We start from the raw sequence: 16,349 nt of genomic DNA on the forward strand, positions 1-16,349 counted from the left end.
GGGGTACCGCCTAAGTGAAGCCGCGGCTGAGCGTGGTGGTGCCCTTCTACAACGTCGGGGAGTACATCGGCGACTGCCTGGACTCGATCGCCCGGCAGACCTGGAGCGACTTCGAGGCGATCCTGGTCGACGACGGGTCGCCCGACGACAGCGCGGTGATCGCGAAGGACTTCTGCACCCGTGACCCGCGGTTCCGGATCGTCCAGCAGGACAACGCCGGTCTCGGACCGGCCCGCAACACCGGCGTCCGGCACGCCCAGGGCGAGTACCTGACGTTCGTCGACAGCGACGACCTGGTCACCCGGCACGGCTTCGAGAAGCTCGTCCGCACGCTCGACCGGACCGGCTCCGACTTCGCCGGCGGTAACGCGCGGCGGTTCAACAACAGCTCCGGCGTGCGGCCGTCCTGGCTGCACCGGCAGCCGTTCATGCGGGACCGGTTCGCCACCCACGTCTCCGAGGTGACCGATCTGGTCCTGGACCGGATGGTGTGGAACAAGGTGTACCGGCGGTCGTTCTGGGACGAGCACGGCTACGAGTTCCCTGCGATCCGCTACGAGGACTACCCGGTCACGCTGCAGGCGCACCTCGACGCCGTCACCGTCGACACCATCGCCGCACCGGTCTACTACTGGCGCGAGCGGGAGTCCGGTGAGTCGATCACCCAGCAGAAGTTCCAGCTCGGCAACCTCCAGGACCGGGTCACCTCCGCCGGACTGGTGATGGACCTCGCCGAGAGCACGCTCCCGGCGATCCGCAGCCGCTTGCACGCGCACTTCACCCAGATCGACCTGCTGACGCTGCTGATGGCGTTCGGCGCGGTGCCGGATGGTGAAGAGCAGGACCTGCTCGATCTGGCCGGCACTCTGCTCGGTCGGCTCGACCCGGGCGCGCTCCGAGGCGCACACCGCTACGACCGCATCCAGCACGCCGCACTGCGCGCCGGAGACGTCGACCTGCTCCGGCGGCTCGCCATCTTCCGCGAAGACGGCGGCCTGCGCGGCGGCGCTCGAGTCCTCCCGCGGCCGCGCAAGCGGAAGCAGTACGTCTACAACTACCCAGGCCTGTACGACGGCGCTGTGTCCCCGGAGCTCTACCGAGTCGCCGAGGACGACCTGACGCTGGCGACCAGCGTCCGCGAGGTCAAGTGGGTCGACGGCAAGCTGTCGGTCAAAGGCACGGCCGAGATCAAACACCTGGCGATCTGCGAGTCCTCCAGCCTGCGCATCGACCTGGTGATCGCCGGACTGCCCTACCCGCTGCACGTCCGCCGGTACGACGCCACTGACCTGCACGGCGACACCAGTCGCGTCGGATTCGAGGTGGTGCTCGACGACGAGCTGCTGCGCCGGTGCACCGCCGGTCCGGCGCACTTCGACGTACAGCTGAAGCAGGGGCGGTTGCGGCGCCGCGACCGGCTGCGCAACCAGGCTGCCGGCAGTCCGGGCTGGCCGCCGGGTGCGTGGATCGACGGGACCAACTGGGTACAGCCCGGTCCCGGCAAGGACGGTTGCTTCGCCGTACGGCGTTTGTCCGACCCGTGCCGCTTGACGTCGATCGAGCACACGCCGGACGCGCTCGTGCTGCACGGGCGGTCGTCGTTCGACGAGCCGTCGTTGTTCGTCACGCGACCGGTGTCGGGTGGCGAGGAGCAGGTGCCGATCAAGGTGGACGGACGCAACTTCACGGCGTGGTTGCCGATCGGTCCGATCATGGCCGAGATCAATCCGGACGATCCGTTCAGCCAGCGCACCACTCGGGCCTTCCGGCTGCGCGGTCCAGGCGGTGAGGAGAAGCTGCTGCTGTGGACGGCCGGCGACCGAGCGGTGTCGCACGCCGAGCGCGGCCGCGTGATCACGATGACCCGGTCCACCGGCGGGTACGTCAACCTGCACGAGTCGCCGATCCGGTTCGCGGCCACGGCAGTAGTTGCTGCTGGCAACACACTGGTCGCGCGCGGGCCGGACTGGGGCGAGGTGTCGTTCGCATGGCGGCGCTTCCTGCCCGGGAGCGACGACTATGTGGAGGTTCAGTGTCGCCGCAGCTTCTCCGACGACGGCTGGTCCGCTGCGGCCGATCTGGACGCGCTGATTCCCGTGGTCGATCCGACGGTCGAACGTCGCGTGTCAGTGGACCCCACTGCCTCGCTGGCCGACTGGATCCTGTTCGCGGTCGCGCGTGACGGCTCGGCCCACGCCGTACAGTGCGAGCCTTTCCTGTGCAGCAAGCTGCCGTTGGTGACGCGCAGCGGCGACCACTCGCTCGCCGTACGGCCGCATGCGGGCACTCTGCACGTGGAGGTGCGCTGATGCATCACCACAACCACTACTACGGGCAGGCGCACATCCTGGCGCGCTATGCCGGCCTGGAGTACGACCACCCGCCGCGACTGCGTGGCTATCTGCAGCACGGCTGGAACATCGGCTGTGGCTGGAACCCAGTGCACGAGTTCTACGACGGCGCCTGGCGGTTCACCTGGAGCGATGCGCCGCGTCGGCGCGGCCATGCGCTCGGCCGGCGGAACTACCACAGCATCGGCGCGCCGTTCCTGTACCTGCTCGACCTGGAGCCCCCTGCTGTCGAAGAGGAGCGCGAGGGCACGCTCTGGTTCCTCTTCCACGGCTGGGAGGGCGGCAAGATCCACGGCGACCACCAGCGCCTGATCGACGAGATCCGTGAGACCGAACCAGGTCCGGTGACGTTCAGCCTCTACTACACCGAGTACGAGCGCCCCGAAGTGCGCCAGTACTACGAGGACGCCGGCTTCCGGGTCGTGTCGTTCGGGCGGCGTGGGTTCTCCTACGAGGGCACCGACAAGCAGTTTCTCTACAAGCAACTGGCCGAGCTGCGCAAACACAAACGCGTCGCGGCCAACCGGCTTTCGACCGCAATCTTCTACGGCGTCGCCGCCGGCTGCGAACCGGCCGTGTACGGCGACCCGATGGAGATGGACGGCGAGAACCCGCTGTTCGGTGGGCAGAGCCGGATCGAGCGACTGTGGCCGGAGATGCTCGGCAAGTCGATCGACCTCGATGCGGCCCGAGCGACCACGGACCTGGAGCTCGGCAAGGACTGGATGATGCCGGCCGCGGAACTGCGGATGCTGTTCGATTGGAGAGAGCGTGTCTGAGGTTCTGGTGGTCCGTGGCGAGATGCAGCCCTGGACCGATCACACCCCCCGGCAGCCGGTGCTTGCGGCGCTGCTGACCGACGTGATCCCGGCCAACCGCCGCACGCTGATCCTCGGCCCGCACTCGCCGCTCCTGATCGAGTCCGTGCTTGCACACTCGTCCGACGTCACCATCCTGGTCCGCTCCGTCTCCGACGCCGAGCAGTTGACCGAGATGTTCGGCCCCTGCCTGCACGTGGTGGCTGGCGCACTGGACGGGCTCCGGACAGTCACGGCTGCGCAGCCCACATTGTTCGACGTGGCCGCTGAAGGTGTGGAGCCGTTCGAGGTAGTGGTCGCCGCCGATGGCCTGGATCGTGTCCTCGGCTACGACAGTGAGCACCTGACCTGGACGGAACGCCTTGCTGCACTGAAGGAACTCACGGTGCCCGACGCCGTCGTCGTACTGGGTCTGCGCAACGAGTTCGCCATGCTCAACCTCCTGGACCGCCGTCCCGCGCACCAGCGCCACGGCGACGACGAGTGGGTCCCCCTCCACGACGACCCGACCCGTCCGGTCTCAGTCGACCAGTTCCAAGCCGCCCTGCCGTGGCCGGCCCAGCTGTACGCCGACTTCTCCTCTCACACGCTCGTCGGAGTAGAAGCCGCCGCGGTTGCGCGCCCCGGCCACCTCCCCACCCGCCTAGCCGTCGAGGCCCTGGAGCGCACAGACACGCCCCTCCTTACCTCCCCGGTCGAGCCCCTCGAGTCCGCAACCCGGGCCGGCCTGCTCGCCGCTATCCCCACCTCCTGGCTAGCCGTCTGCAACACCCCAGCGCAGCACACCCTCTACACAGACCTAGGCCCTGCTCCGCTCCGCGCCACCCCCACCGTCACTGGTTGGCGCACAACCCTCACCCCAGCCACCGCCGAGGCCTCGTCCGTCCCACTCATCGAGGCCGTGGGCCTCGCGAGGCCGGCGGAGCTGCTGTTCGACTCCACTGTCATCCCCCAGGAGATCCCCGGCGGCGAGACGGTGGAGACTGTCCTCTTCCGTCTCGCCGCGGCTGAGGACGTGCCGGGCTTCCGCAAGCTCGCCGCAGCACTCGGCGAGTGGGCGAAGAGTTCCCGCGTGCTTCTGCGCTGGGACGACATCGTCGTCGACGGCGACACCTTCGCCCACGGCATTTCAGGCTGGGTAGCACCCGAGCGCGTCGACAAGAACGACCTGCTCGCCGCCGCCTGGCTGCGCTTCCACAAACGCCTGGTCGACACCCACCGTCGCCACCCCTGGCCGCCCTGGATGGTCGGCGACGACCTGGTCGCGACCTGGCTCTCGATGTCCGGCATAGCCCTCGCCGACCCGACCCCCGCGACCGCACCGCACGTCGAATCCGCCGTCGCCGAACAACTTGCCTGGGGCAAACAGTTGGCCGCGGCACTGGCCGCCGTACTGGACGCGCCTGAGCACACCGAGCCCGACCTGCGCACGATCCTGGCCGACGCCGACCGCGCCCGCCTGGAGCTCACCGAACTCCAAGGCCACGTCTTCGGCCTCGAACGCACCCTCGGCTTCCGCAACAAGGCCCTCAAGACCCGCGAGAACCGCATCCGCGAACTCCGCCTCCAGGTCCAGAAGGCCACCGCCGAGCGCAACAAACTCCACGGCTCCCGCTCCTACGCCCTGGCCCGCACCGTCGCCCGAGCCGCCCAGATCCGCAACCCCCGCAAACTCAAACGCGCCCTGCACAAATACGTCAACAAACTCCGCCCCCGCCGCTAGCGGCGGGCGATCAGGAGTTGGTGGGTGTCGGGCCAGTCGACGGAATCGCCTGCAGGGCTGGTGATTGAGGCGACCGGAGTGATCCGGTTGTCGATCACCCAGTCGTTCCGCCAAGCCTTCGACGACGGGTCGAGCTGGAACCCGGCCTGCTCAGCCACGGCCGACCACCCGGCAAAGTTGAGCCCGCAGAACTGCTCATGCGTTTCACTGAGCCAGTTGTCCACGTAATCCTTGCGCGTCAAGAAATCCATCGCGTCTGCGAGCCGCAGTACCAGCCCATCACCCCGTACGGCGTACTCGAACGGCACCCGCGCATTCCGCCGGAAGTCCTGCGCGAACTGGAAGAATCGCGCCCGCGCAGACAACCGCCCAACGTACGCCGCCGGATCAGCAAGCGACTCGAGCGCCACCGGCTCCGCAGGATTGACCCCGTCACTGTCGTCCAGCCGCAGTACGACGCTCCGCTCGGGCTCGGCCGGCCCACAGACGTCAGAGTTGATCCAGACACCGTCCGGCGCGGTATGCGCGAACAACGCATCAGCGAACCGCTGCACGGTCTCCGCCCGGGAGCCATCGGCGTACGACCAGATCTCATGCGTCAACGCCAGTGTCAGCGTGGTGTCGATCGACCGCGCCGGGAAGACAGCGGATCCGAGCATGTTCCGCTGATAGAAGTACACATTGGGATTCCGGAAGAACCCTTGTTCCTTCTTGTGCTCGCATTCGGCGTACAAATGCCGTGCGACCTCGACCCCGATCAGGTCCGACTCGTGGAACCGCGGATCCGCATCCACCAACTGCAACGTCGCCCCGGTCGCGCAGCCGATATCCAGAATCCGCCCCGGCCGGACAAACTCCTTGATCTGCTGCCATTTCCGATCCGCGGCCGTCTCGAACGCATCGGCGTACGTCTTGTAATCCCGCGTCGTCGTGAGCCCGCCGTCGTCGCCCACCACCGGATCGTTCACACACCGCTGCACATGCGCATCCAGCGCATACCGCTCGAACACATCCACCGTCGCCGGATGTGCCACCTCGCGCCACTCATCATTGCCCGCAGCAATCATCAGCAACACGTCCCAAGGCCGCAGGACCTCCTCGGGCTCCACCCCCATCACCCTGAACCCGAGCAGCTCGTACAACTTGCTTACCTCAGGCGTAGAACAAGCCACCACCGTGTTCTCCGGCGTCAGCCGCACCAGGTCATCCGTCCCGGCCTCAACAGCCTTCACGGTCACCTCGGCAAAGTCATCCGTAGGCGGCGTATCGACAACTCCCACCACCAGCGACCGAATCCCCTCCGCCACGCTGAACCGCTCGATCGCCGCCTCCCGCCGATCGAACCCCACCGGATTCCGCTTCGTCGTCCGGTGATTGGCCGACGTAACAGCCCAAACCACAGTCCGCCCCCGCGCCACCTCCCGCAGAAACTCCCCCTGAAACCGAGTCAAAACATGATGCCGGCCCGGAAACAACAAGTACTCGGTCACAGCAGATCCCAGGTGAAAGGTGTGCCGGCCGCGGTGTCGGTGCGGAAGGTGCGGCCCTCGATCTCGGGGAAGAGATGGGGAGCCAGGCCGCCGGCCGGGCGGATGGAGCGGACGTTGTCGTGGGTGATCGGATCACCGGCGCGGACGTCCTGGGTGACGTAGAGGGAACGGCGGAAGCGCAGTACGTTCTGCTCGGCTTCCTTCGGGCCGATCACGGGCCGGCCTAGCGCCAGCTGGGCGACTCGGGTGTTTTCGACGAGTGCTTCGAGCTCCTCGGGCTGCAGCGAGAACGCGGAGTCCACACCGCCGTCCTCGCGCTTGAGGGTGACGTGCTTCTCGATGACCGTGGCGCCCAGGGCGACTGCGGCGATGGCGGCGCCGATGCCCATCGTGTGGTCCGACAGACCGACCTGTACGTCGAGGGCGTCGCGCAGGACCGGGATCGCGCGCAGGTTGGACTGCTCGGGCGGTGCGGGATAGCTCGCCGTACAGGACAGGACGATGATCTGTTCGTTGCCGGTCGCACGGGCGGCGCGGACGGCGGCATCGATGTCGGTGAGGGTGGCGGAACCGGTCGAGATGATGATCGGCTTGCCGGTCTCGGCCATGCCCTGGACCAGCGGCAGGTCGCCGATCTCGTTCGACGCGACCTTGTACGCCGGGACGTTCAGCTTCTCGAGGAAGTCGATAGCCGTCGGGTCGAAGGCAGACGAGAACGCGACCAGCCCGAGTGATGTGGCGAGCTCGAAGATCGGCTCGTGCCAGGCCCACGGGGTGTGCGCCTCTTCGTAGAGGTCATACAGCCGGGCTGAACTCCACAGCTCGTGCTCGACCGGCAACCGGAAGGCGGGCAGGTCGACGTCCAGCGTCATCGTGTCCGCGGTATAGGTCTGCAGCTTCAGCGCCTGTGCGCCGGACTCGGCGACGGCCCGGACGATGTCCTTGGCCCGCTCGAGGTCGCCGTTGTGGTTCCCCGACATCTCCGCGATGACGAAGGGCTGATGCTCCGGCCCCACCGGCACTCCACCGATCGAGATGGTGTCCTTCACTTCTTCCTCCGGTCCTCGCGGCGCAGACTGATCGGGATCACGGTCACGGCGCCGCGCTGCTCGGGCGGCCCTTCGACGAAGCGGAACCGACGGTTCATCTGCCGGACCACGGTGTTGTGTTCGAGCACCTCGCCGGTCAGCAGGTCGAGGCCGAGCTCGTCGAACGCGTACGTCGTCGCCTCGCGCATCACCTCGATCCACGCGGGCAGCGTCTCGCCGCGCTCGGCCAGCCCCTCCGCGTCGAGGAAGAAGCCCCACGACCCGGTCGTCCGGTCCAGGTCGAAGAAGTTGACCACGCCGGCGGTGACGCCGTCCCGGACGTAGATCAGCACCCGCCGCGTCGGGTCTACGGACGTCTTCGCCCACCACGCCGCGTGCTCCGCCGTACCGATCTCGTGCGTGGTGATGCTCACGTCCCGGTTCGCCTGCTGGTTCCGCAACCGCCGGATGGTGTCGACATCGTCGTCAAGGGCGGCCCGCAACATGCCACTAACCTAGCGTCTTCCTACCGGCGTCCTGATGTGTAAACATCTTTCCACTTCATCTGTTGCGATTGTCGGAGAGTGACATGAGAGTCTGGCGTGCCATGGGTGTACTCGGTGCCACCGCAGGTCTGTTGCTGGGCGGAGTAGCCAGTACGGCGTCCGCCGCGCCCACGCCGTCCGACGACGCACGCTGTGCGCCCAGTGCGACGACGCCGCTGCGGCAGTTCCGCGCAACGTGGATCTCCTCGGTGGTGAACATCGACTGGCCCTCCAAGACCGGTCTGACCGCCGCACAGCAGCAGTCGGAGCTGGTGGGCTGGCTGGACGATGCGGTCCGCCAGAACCACAACGCCGTCGTACTGCAGGTGCGACCGACCGCGGACGCGTTCTGGCCGTCCAAGGTGGAGCCCTGGTCGCGGTACCTGACCGGCACGCAGGGCGGCGACCCCGGCTACGACCCGCTGAAGTTCGCCGTGGCCGAGGCGCACAAGCGCAACCTCGAGCTGCACGCGTGGTTCAACCCGTACCGGCTCTCGATGGGCACCGACATCAATGCCCTGATCCCCACCCACCCGGCGCGGCAGCACCCGGACTGGGTCGTCACGTACGGCGGCAAGCTCTACTACAACCCCGGCATCCCCGCGGCGCGCAAGCTGGTCGAGGACGCGATCATGGACGCCGTCTCGAACTACGACATCGACGGCGTGCACTTCGACGACTACTTCTACCCGTACCCGGTGGCCGGTCAGGTCTTCGACGACGCCGCGACGTACGCACAGTACGGCGGCGGCATCCCGACCCTCGCCGAGTGGCGCCGGAACAACATCAACCTGCTGATCCAGGAGCTGCAGCACCGGATCAAGGACGCCAAGCCGTGGGTCAAGTTCGGCATCTCGCCGTTCGCCGTCTGGCGCAACAAGGCCACGGATCCCGAAGGCACCGACACCACCGCCGGCGTCCAGACGTACGACGACCTGGCCGCCGACACCCGCCGCTGGGTGCGCGAGGAGTGGATCGACTACATCGTCCCGCAGGTCTACTGGGCCGGTGGCTTCGCACCCGCCGACTACAACAAGATCGTCCCCTGGTGGGCCGAGCAGGTCCGCGGTACCCACGTCCACCTCTACATCGGCGAAGCCACCTACAAGGTCGGTACGTCGACGCAGTCTCCCGACTGGGCCGACCCCACCGAGCTCAGCGACCACCTGGCCTTCGACAGCACCATCCCCGAGGTCAAGGGCAACATCTTCTTCTCCGCCAAGGACGTCCGCGCCGACCGCCTCGGCGCCACCACCCTCCTCAACAACACCTGGTACACCCGCCCGGCCCTGATCCCAGCCATGCCCGCCCTGGACTCCCGTGCCCCCCTCCCACCGCACGCCGTCCAAGCCACCCGTACGGCGTCCGGCGTCGAGCTCAAGTGGCGCCCCACCTCCGGCGACACCACGTCGTACGCCATCTACCGCCGCGACCTCCTGGCCGGCGACCACTGCCCCGACAACGACGCCCGCAACCTCATCGCCACCACCCGCTCCCAGACCTACCTCGACACCACAGCCACCCCCGGCAAGCTCTACCTCTACTCCGTAACCGCCCTCGACCGCCTGTCGAACCAGAGCATCGCCATCCCGACCATCAGCCTCCGCTAGCTGCCAACGCGAGCACGAGAAACCTGCTAACGGTAAGGTCCGGCGCCTGCTAGCGGGATAGTTCGACGCCTGCTAACGGGATAGTTCGACGCTTGCTGACGGCAGACTCCTCGACCATCACGGCTCCGAAACCGATCCTCGACCGCGATGATCGCCCGGCTCGCCGACGCCCCAAACCGGTTCGGGGCGGATTCGCGTCCCGAATGCGTCCTGTGGGCTCCCCGAAGCGGTTTGGGGAGGAGCGCTAGGTGCCGGGGGTGCTGGTGGGCGTGCTGGTGGGGAAGGGGACGGTGGGGGTGAAGCTTTGGGTCGGGATGCTGCTCGTGGGGAGCGTCCCGCTCGGGATCGGGTTGGTCTGAGTGGGGATGAACGGGCCGCTGGGTTGTTGGGTCGGCGGCGTTGAGGCGCCGGGCGTTCCCGTGGGGAAGCCGGGAGTGCCGGTGGGGAAGCCGGGGGTGCCTGTCGGGAGGCTGGGGGTCGGCGTGGGTGTGCGGGTGGGGAGGCCGGCTGTCGGTCGTGGGTAGAGCTGGTAGACGCGGACGTTGCCTAGTTCGAAGCGGAGGTCGGTGAGGCGGTCGAGGTTCTTCGGGGGCTGGGTGACTCGGTCGTCGAGGAGGAGCCACTGGACGCCGTACTTGGTGCGTAGGGTCTCGAGGAGTTCGCGGGTGGGGTTGGTGAAGACCTCGTCGTTGAGGCGGAGCTTCTCCTGGTCCCAGTAGTCGCTCTGCGGTTTGCCGGGGTAGGTGTCGTTGACACGGGTGAGGTAGGCCCAGCCTTGGACCAGGACGCGGCGTTCGGCGTAGCTGGCGATCCAGTACGCGCCGGCCAGGCAGCGGGTGGTGCTGGGCTGGTGGCAGTGCACATTGGTGGCGATGCGGTCGTTGGAACCGGAGTTGCGGCGGATGAAGCGCGCCGCCTCGATGCCCCCTGGTGCGATCGACTCGTACGCCGTCAGTGGTGGCTTGGCGAACTTGCGCACCGAAGCCAACGTCGGGGAGACCGTGGTCCCCAGCAGTACGGCGACCGCGATGACAGCCCATGTACGCCGGGAGCCGCGCAAGATCAGCCCGAAGAGCCCAATGCCGAGTGCTGCGATCACCAAGGCGACCGCCAGCCCCTGGCCGAAGCAGTTGGTCGAAGTACAGGAGTCAGGCGAGCGATAGCGACCCCAGTAGATCGCCGCTGCGCCGATCAACAGTGCCACCGCGGCAATCCAGTACTGCTTGCGCTCCAGCGAACTCAAACCCCAGGTAGCAAGCAGTACGCCGTACAGGAAGCCGGTGCGGACGAAGAAGAGCTGTGCGCCGCCCTCGTCGTACAAGAGCGAAGCCGCAGCCACTGCTGCAACTAGACCAACGACAAGGAACACCGGCAGCGGATCGCGAGGCACGCGGCTCCGAATCAGCAAAGCGCCAGCAGCAGGCATCAGCCAGCCAACAACGACCACGGCAGCGACCACTGCAACCGCATGGCCGCCACCCAGCCGCTCGAACGTGCGGCCTGGGTTGAAGACCACACTCGACTCAGTCCCGCGCAGTACGACGAAGTAAGTCAGCAGATAAGCCGCAGCAACGCCTAGGCCGAGCACCAGCCCACGCAGGTTGAGTCGACCTCGTCTGACCGTCAGATACACCCACGCAGCAGCCAGACCAGCGCCGTACACAGGCAGCGTGGTCGCTTTGGTAAGCGACAGCGCAACGATCAGTACGGCGGCCGCCACCAGCAACCGGAAGACGTGGGCACGAGACCCACGACCGGGCTGACGGCGCAGCAGCAGCGCGGTCACCGCGATGAGCGGCAGCAACAGCACAGTGGAGAACGCCTGCGGCGGATTGGTCAACTGACCAAGTGAAAACGGCCCGTCCGCGAAGACCCGGTCCGAAACCGCCCACGGCCACGACGTGAGGTCTCCCGCAGCAACTGTCAGCCCAGCGGCGATCGGTGCGGCGACTGCGCGGCCGGTCAGCACCATGCCGACAGCAGCCGCACCGACGACCGTCAGCAGGATCCACGCGAACGGGACCATCCGATACGTCAGTACGTCGAGCGGGACGCTCGTGATCCAGTGCGACGAAGCGATGTGGTCGTACGCCGCCCAGTGGCCGGTCAGCCAGCGGCCATCGGCGTACGGGAGTTTCGGAGGGAAGTGGTGGGTCAGCTCACCGGCAATCGCGAGGCTGTGAGACGCGTCGGAGTTGGACCGCAGAGCGGCCGGCCCGTGCAGTGGGATGAGCTGCGACCCAGTACGCACGAACCACGCAGCTGCTGCACCGACTGCGACCATCACCCCGGCAGTAGCCCACCATGGCGTCGGACGCTGAGCTTTCGGAGCGCGGGGGAGTGCACGCACCATGCCGAGTGCCAGTGCGGGCATCAGCAACGCCGCGAACGGCATGTTGAACAGCATCCCGATCGGGTACACCAGAGCCTCGACGGCCAGGCCGAACGCGGTCCCGAGCACCACGTCCACAGCGAACCAGCCGGTCCCGCCGGTCAGCCGCCGCCAGAACATCGTCCCCGGTACGGCGACCACGACGACGAAGTACGCCAGGTACGCGATCGGCATCCACACCGGATGCTCCTGCAACCCCACGAACCACGCCAGCGGCAGCACGGGCAGACTCGCGAACCCCGCCGCCCGCATCCCGCGCCCGCTGAGCCGCCGCTCACCCCGCGGCCGCCGTCGCCGCTTCTTCTTGACCGAATTGACCGAAGGTTCCGGAGGTTTCGCCGGAACAGCCGGCAGCTCCTGCGTGGCCGCCTCTGCTGCGGTCTTCGGGTCCCCCTTGCCTGCGGTCACCCGGAGAGTCTAGGCATGCGCAGGCAGCACCGAGCCGTTTACCAGCGGCGCAATGCCCTTTACACTCAGTAATCTCCCAGGTCTCGCAGCTCCGGGAGGTCCCATGGTCGCCCTCCACATCGCCGGACTGCCGGTGGAGGAGGTTCTGCTCGCCGCGATCGCTGCCGCGAGCCCGCTGATCGCACTGGTCGGCTGGGAGATCTCCAGCCGGGTGAAGCGGCTCCGAGGCACCCTCCGCCGACGTACTAGGCTCTGGGGTCATGAGTGCGGTCGCGCGGGAGAGAGTCCGGGAGTTGATGGGTGAGGTGATGACCGCCCAGGGCCGGTCGTTACCGGCCGACGACAGCGCCGAGCTGCGCACGATCGGCTTCCGCTCGCTGGACTTCTCGGAGCTGGCGCTCCGGGTCGAGGACGAGCTGGGTGACGAGTTGAACTTCGATGCCCCCGGGCTGCGCCGGATCGCCACGGTCGGCGACGTACTGGACTTCATCGAGCAACTCCAATCGGCGTGACGACGCGGCGCCGGACCACCGCACTGATCGGTGACGACAACACAGTGGTCGTCGCCGGCAAGAGCCTGACCTGGCGGACGCTGCACAAGCTCCCACAGCTCCCGTCGCCGGCCGCAGTCCTGGTCGACAACGGTGCTGATGCGTTGGCAGCACTCAGACACCATGCAGTACACGGAACTGAGCTCTTGGTCGCCACCAGCTCGCGCGTGGACGAGTACATGCGCGAGGAGCTCGGTGAGTCAGGCTTTTCGATCGTCCTGCCCGACGGCGTAGTCACACCGGCCCGGCTGAAGCGCGTAGAGGAGTCCGGCCGCGCCTGGCTGCTCACCTCCGGTTCGACCGGTCGCCCGAAGCGCATCGGTCACACCCTCGAGTCACTCACCACAGTCACCGGCGACCAGCCGCCGCGCACCTGGCTGCTGCCCTATTCGCCCGGGACGTACGCGTGGTGGCAAGTCGTCACGATGTCGCTCACCCAGCGGGACCAGGGGCTCGTCGTCATCGAGCCGCACGAGCTGGAGGAGTGGCCGCTGATCGCGGCTCAGCACGGCGTCACCGCAGCCTCCGGTACGCCGACCTTCTGGCGGCAGGCGATCTACCGCGACTCGGAGGCGTTGGCCGCCGTACCGCTGGAGCAGATCACGCTCGGCGGTGAGCCGGTCGACCAGCCGATCCTGGACCAGCTCCGCGAGCTCTTCCCGAAGACCCGCATCTCCTGGATCTACGCGTCCTCCGAGGTCGGCGCCTCGATCGTCGTCCACGACGGCAAGGCGGGTTTCCCGCGCGAGTGGCTGCAGCGCACGCCCGATCCGGACCGCCCGATGCTGTCGGTCGAGGGCGACGAGCTGGTGATCCGCTCACCGCACCACGGCGCCGGACTGGTCGGTGCGGTGCACACCGGCGACCGCATCGAGTACGACGGCGACCGGGTGCTGATCACCGGCCGCCTCGACACTGACGAGATCAACGTCGGTGGCTCGAAGGTGTCGGCCGGAGTGGTTCGCAGTGTGCTGATGGCTCATCCCAGTGTCGCGTGGGCTCGCGTGTTCGCGCGCAAGGCACCACTGGTCGGCCGCATGGTCGCGGCCGAGGTAGTGGTGAGCCAGGCGCTCGGTCCGATCACCGACGCCGACCTGGTGCAGTGGTGCTCGAGCAGGCTGCCGGACTACGGCGTACCGCGGCGGATCAGGTTCCTGGACGAGATCCCGCAGAAGGAGACGCTGAAAAGCGATGTCTGAGTCCGTACCGCCCGCATCGGTCGTGCTGGTCTCGGGTGGTTCCCGCGGCCTCGGCCTGGCGATCGTCACCGACCTGCTCGCCGCAGGGATCAAGGTGGCCGCGTTCGCCCGCACAGTGACCCCAGAGCTCACCGCACTCGCGTCGAAGTACCCCGACCACCTGTACGCCGGTTCTGTCGACATCAACGACACCCCCGCCGTACAAGCGTTTGTGAAGACCGTGGAGTCGACGCTGGGCCCGGTCGACGGCCTGGTGAACAACGCTGCGATCGGTCAGGACTCACTGCACGTCCACACCAGCCCGGAGCGGCTCGAGGACATCATCCAGACCAATCTGACCGCACCGCTCGTTCTGACTCGCTTCGTCCTGCGCCGGATGCTCGCCAAGGGTCTGAAGGGCCGGATCGTCAACGTCACCTCGATCTGCGCACAGCGTGGCTACCCAGGTCTGGTGGCCTACTCGGCGACCAAGGGCGGCATGGACGCAGCCACCCGCTCGCTTGCTCGCGAGCTGGGCGGCCGCGTCCTGGCCAACGCCGTAGCGCCCGGCTTCTTCGCCTCCGAGATGTCAGCAGTACTCGGACAGACCCAGCTGGACCAGATCGTCCGCCGGACGCCGACCGGTCACCTCACCGAACCGGAGGAGGTCGTCCCCGTGGTCCGGATGCTGTTGCTGGACAACACCAACATCAACGGTCAGGTGCTGGTCATCGACGGAGCCGCATCCATCTAGGCAGGCCTGATGTTCTGGTTGCGGTGGAACACGTTGTCCGGGTCGTACTTCGCCTTGATCTGCTGCAGCCGCTCGTACTTCGCGCCGTACGACGCCTTGATCCGATCTTCGCCGGCGTCAGTCATCCCGTTGACGTAGCTGCCGATGCCGGCCGAGTACGGCTGCAGCGCGTCCCAGAATGACCGCGCCCACCGCTGTTCAGCCTCGAACAGCTCCGGCACCGGCGCCTGGCCGACCATGAACACAGCGAACTGGTCGGTGCGCCGGCCGCCGAAGGCAGTGGCGTCGTCGTCGACCGCGGAGTAGGCATGGTCGAGTCGGTAGAACAGCGCTGCTGACAACGGCGACTGCTTGAGCGGCACCTGCGCAGTGATCGCGGCAATGGCTTCGTCGGACAGCTCCGGCAGGTAGGTGCCCTTCTCGTACGTGTAGTGGCCCCAGTCGTTCGCCTCGTCCAGCGACTGCTGCAGTGCGGCGAACGGCATCGGCGTACCGAACTCGAAGGCGGGTGGCAGCGCGGTGCGGATCCGGTCGACCACCTCGGCGTGCTCCTCGGCCGAACTGAGTCCGACGACCACCAGACCGTAGCCCGGAGCGAAGTGCAGCGCCTCCGGTACGAACGGTGCCGGCGGGGCGTTCAGCGCGGCGATCAGCACGTTCACATCGGGCGACAGCGTCGGGAACAGGTCGCGGGCCAGGCGCAGTACCTCGGTGCCCTGCTCGAGCGTCCAGAACAGCAAGCCGTAGTGAATCATCGGCCCGGCCTCGTACAGCCGGAACTCGAACTCGGTGACCACTCCGAAGTTCCCGCCGCCACCACGGACCGCCCAGAACAGATCCGGGTTCTCGTCCTCAGCGGCGCGCAGAATGCTGCCGTCTGCAGTCACGATCTGCACGGACTCCAGATTGTCGATCGAGAGGCCGTGTTTGCGCGTCAGCCAGCCCATACCGCCGCCAAGCGTCAGACCGCCCACACCGGTGTGGCTGACCATCCCAGCCGGTACGGCGAGGCCGTGCGGCTGCGTGGCCGCGTCCATGTCACCCAGCAGCGCCCCGCCACCGACTCGGGCCCGCCGGCCCTCCACGTCGACCGTCACTGCGTTCAGCCTGCTCAGATCGATCATCAGTCCGTCGTCGACCGACGAAGCCCCCGCGACGCTGTGCGCGCCGCCGCGGACCGCGATCTCCAGACCGTTCTCCACGCCGTACCGCACCGCGGCTGCCACGTCCTCGGCGCTCCGCACCTGCGCGATCACCGCCGGTCGCCGGTCGTGCTGCGCGTTCCACAGCCGCCGCGCGTCGTCGTACCCGTCTTGGCCGGGTGTCAGCATCGTCCCCTCGAAGCTGACGTCTGCAAGCTGAGTCATGCGTTCCTCCCCCTGTGTGGTGATGCCAGGCTAAGTTCCTGGACCCGTCGGGGCGGAGGTCCCTTTGGGCAGATCATCGCGCCGAATCGACGCCGGCGCCAGGTTTTCCACAGGCCGTAAGGGATCCGTTTGGG

Annotated in this window: 13 protein-coding genes; 8 read left to right on the top strand and 5 right to left on the bottom strand. The window is 67.6% G+C overall.

Features of this window, described 5'->3' with window-relative positions:
• Positions 1-14: 14 nt before the first annotated feature.
• The 3 genes from ABZS29_RS27880 to ABZS29_RS27890 are packed head-to-tail and all read left to right on the top strand — an operon-like array spanning position 15 to position 4,892.
• Positions 15-2,309 (top strand): glycosyltransferase family 2 protein, encoded by a 2,295-nt coding sequence (locus tag ABZS29_RS27880; protein ID WP_355466095.1) that lies wholly within the window; start codon positions 15-17, stop codon positions 2,307-2,309.
• The gene (locus ABZS29_RS27885) at positions 2,309-3,130 is read left to right on the top strand and encodes a hypothetical protein (protein WP_355466097.1); all 822 of its coding nucleotides are present in this window, start codon (positions 2,309-2,311) and stop codon (positions 3,128-3,130) included. The genes ABZS29_RS27880 and ABZS29_RS27885 overlap by 1 nt, the downstream gene beginning before the upstream one ends.
• Positions 3,123-4,892: a hypothetical protein gene (locus tag ABZS29_RS27890; protein WP_355466098.1), complete on the top strand. Its 1,770-nt coding sequence runs from the start codon at positions 3,123-3,125 to the stop codon at positions 4,890-4,892. Before ABZS29_RS27885 ends, ABZS29_RS27890 begins: the two co-directional genes overlap by 8 nt.
• Here the strand turns inward: ABZS29_RS27890 and ABZS29_RS27895 are convergent.
• The 3 genes from ABZS29_RS27895 to ABZS29_RS27905 all read right to left on the bottom strand — a co-directional run bounded on the left by ABZS29_RS27895 (position 4,889) and on the right by ABZS29_RS27905 (position 7,916).
• Positions 4,889-6,241, bottom strand: a complete 1,353-nt coding sequence (locus ABZS29_RS27895) for a class I SAM-dependent methyltransferase (RefSeq protein WP_355466100.1) — start codon at positions 6,239-6,241, stop codon at positions 4,889-4,891. The two genes, ABZS29_RS27890 and ABZS29_RS27895, sit on opposite strands and share 4 nt — an antisense overlap.
• Positions 6,242-6,378: 137 nt before the next feature.
• Positions 6,379-7,431: a pseudaminic acid synthase gene (pseI, locus tag ABZS29_RS27900; protein WP_355466102.1), complete on the bottom strand. Its 1,053-nt coding sequence runs from the start codon at positions 7,429-7,431 to the stop codon at positions 6,379-6,381.
• On the bottom strand, positions 7,428-7,916 hold the full coding sequence (locus tag ABZS29_RS27905) for a GNAT family N-acetyltransferase (protein WP_355466104.1): 489 nt from the start codon (positions 7,914-7,916) through the stop codon (positions 7,428-7,430). The genes pseI and ABZS29_RS27905 overlap by 4 nt, the downstream gene beginning before the upstream one ends.
• A 101-nt stretch (positions 7,917-8,017) precedes the next feature.
• On the opposite strand from ABZS29_RS27905, the gene ABZS29_RS27910 reads away from it, so the two are divergent.
• Positions 8,018-9,565 carry a family 10 glycosylhydrolase gene (locus ABZS29_RS27910; protein WP_355466106.1) on the top strand — a complete coding sequence of 516 codons (1,548 nt, stop codon included), beginning with the start codon at positions 8,018-8,020 and terminating at the stop codon, positions 9,563-9,565.
• A gap of 244 nt (positions 9,566-9,809) precedes the next feature.
• On the opposite strand, the gene ABZS29_RS27915 is transcribed toward ABZS29_RS27910, so the two are convergent.
• A complete protein-coding gene (locus tag ABZS29_RS27915; RefSeq protein WP_355466108.1) occupies positions 9,810-12,365 on the bottom strand; it encodes a hypothetical protein in 2,556 nt (851 codons plus the stop codon).
• Positions 12,366-12,468: 103 nt separating this feature from the next.
• Between ABZS29_RS27915 and ABZS29_RS27920 the strand changes: the two genes are divergently transcribed.
• Genes ABZS29_RS27920 through ABZS29_RS27935 form a run of 4 tightly spaced genes read left to right on the top strand, consistent with a single transcriptional unit; the run spans position 12,469 to position 14,848 of the window.
• On the top strand, positions 12,469-12,669 hold the full coding sequence (locus ABZS29_RS27920; protein ID WP_355466109.1) for a hypothetical protein: 201 nt from the start codon (positions 12,469-12,471) through the stop codon (positions 12,667-12,669).
• Positions 12,626-12,877: an acyl carrier protein gene (locus ABZS29_RS27925; protein ID WP_355466111.1), complete on the top strand. Its 252-nt coding sequence runs from the start codon at positions 12,626-12,628 to the stop codon at positions 12,875-12,877. The genes ABZS29_RS27920 and ABZS29_RS27925 overlap by 44 nt, the downstream gene beginning before the upstream one ends.
• Entirely contained in the window at positions 12,874-14,115 is a 1,242-nt protein-coding gene (locus ABZS29_RS27930; protein ID WP_355466112.1) for an AMP-binding protein, read from the top strand. The genes ABZS29_RS27925 and ABZS29_RS27930 overlap by 4 nt, the downstream gene beginning before the upstream one ends.
• Positions 14,108-14,848, top strand: coding sequence for an SDR family NAD(P)-dependent oxidoreductase (locus tag ABZS29_RS27935; protein WP_355466114.1), 741 nt, complete (start codon positions 14,108-14,110; stop codon positions 14,846-14,848). Before ABZS29_RS27930 ends, ABZS29_RS27935 begins: the two co-directional genes overlap by 8 nt.
• On the opposite strand, the gene ABZS29_RS27940 is transcribed toward ABZS29_RS27935, so the two are convergent.
• Entirely contained in the window at positions 14,845-16,215 is a 1,371-nt protein-coding gene (locus ABZS29_RS27940) for an FAD-binding oxidoreductase (protein ID WP_355466116.1), read from the bottom strand. The two genes, ABZS29_RS27935 and ABZS29_RS27940, sit on opposite strands and share 4 nt — an antisense overlap.
• Positions 16,216-16,349: the final 134 nt, after the last annotated feature.

Origin of the sequence: Kribbella sp. NPDC005582 (assembly GCF_040605415.1) — a bacterium.
Classification (GTDB): domain Bacteria; phylum Actinomycetota; class Actinomycetes; order Propionibacteriales; family Kribbellaceae; genus Kribbella.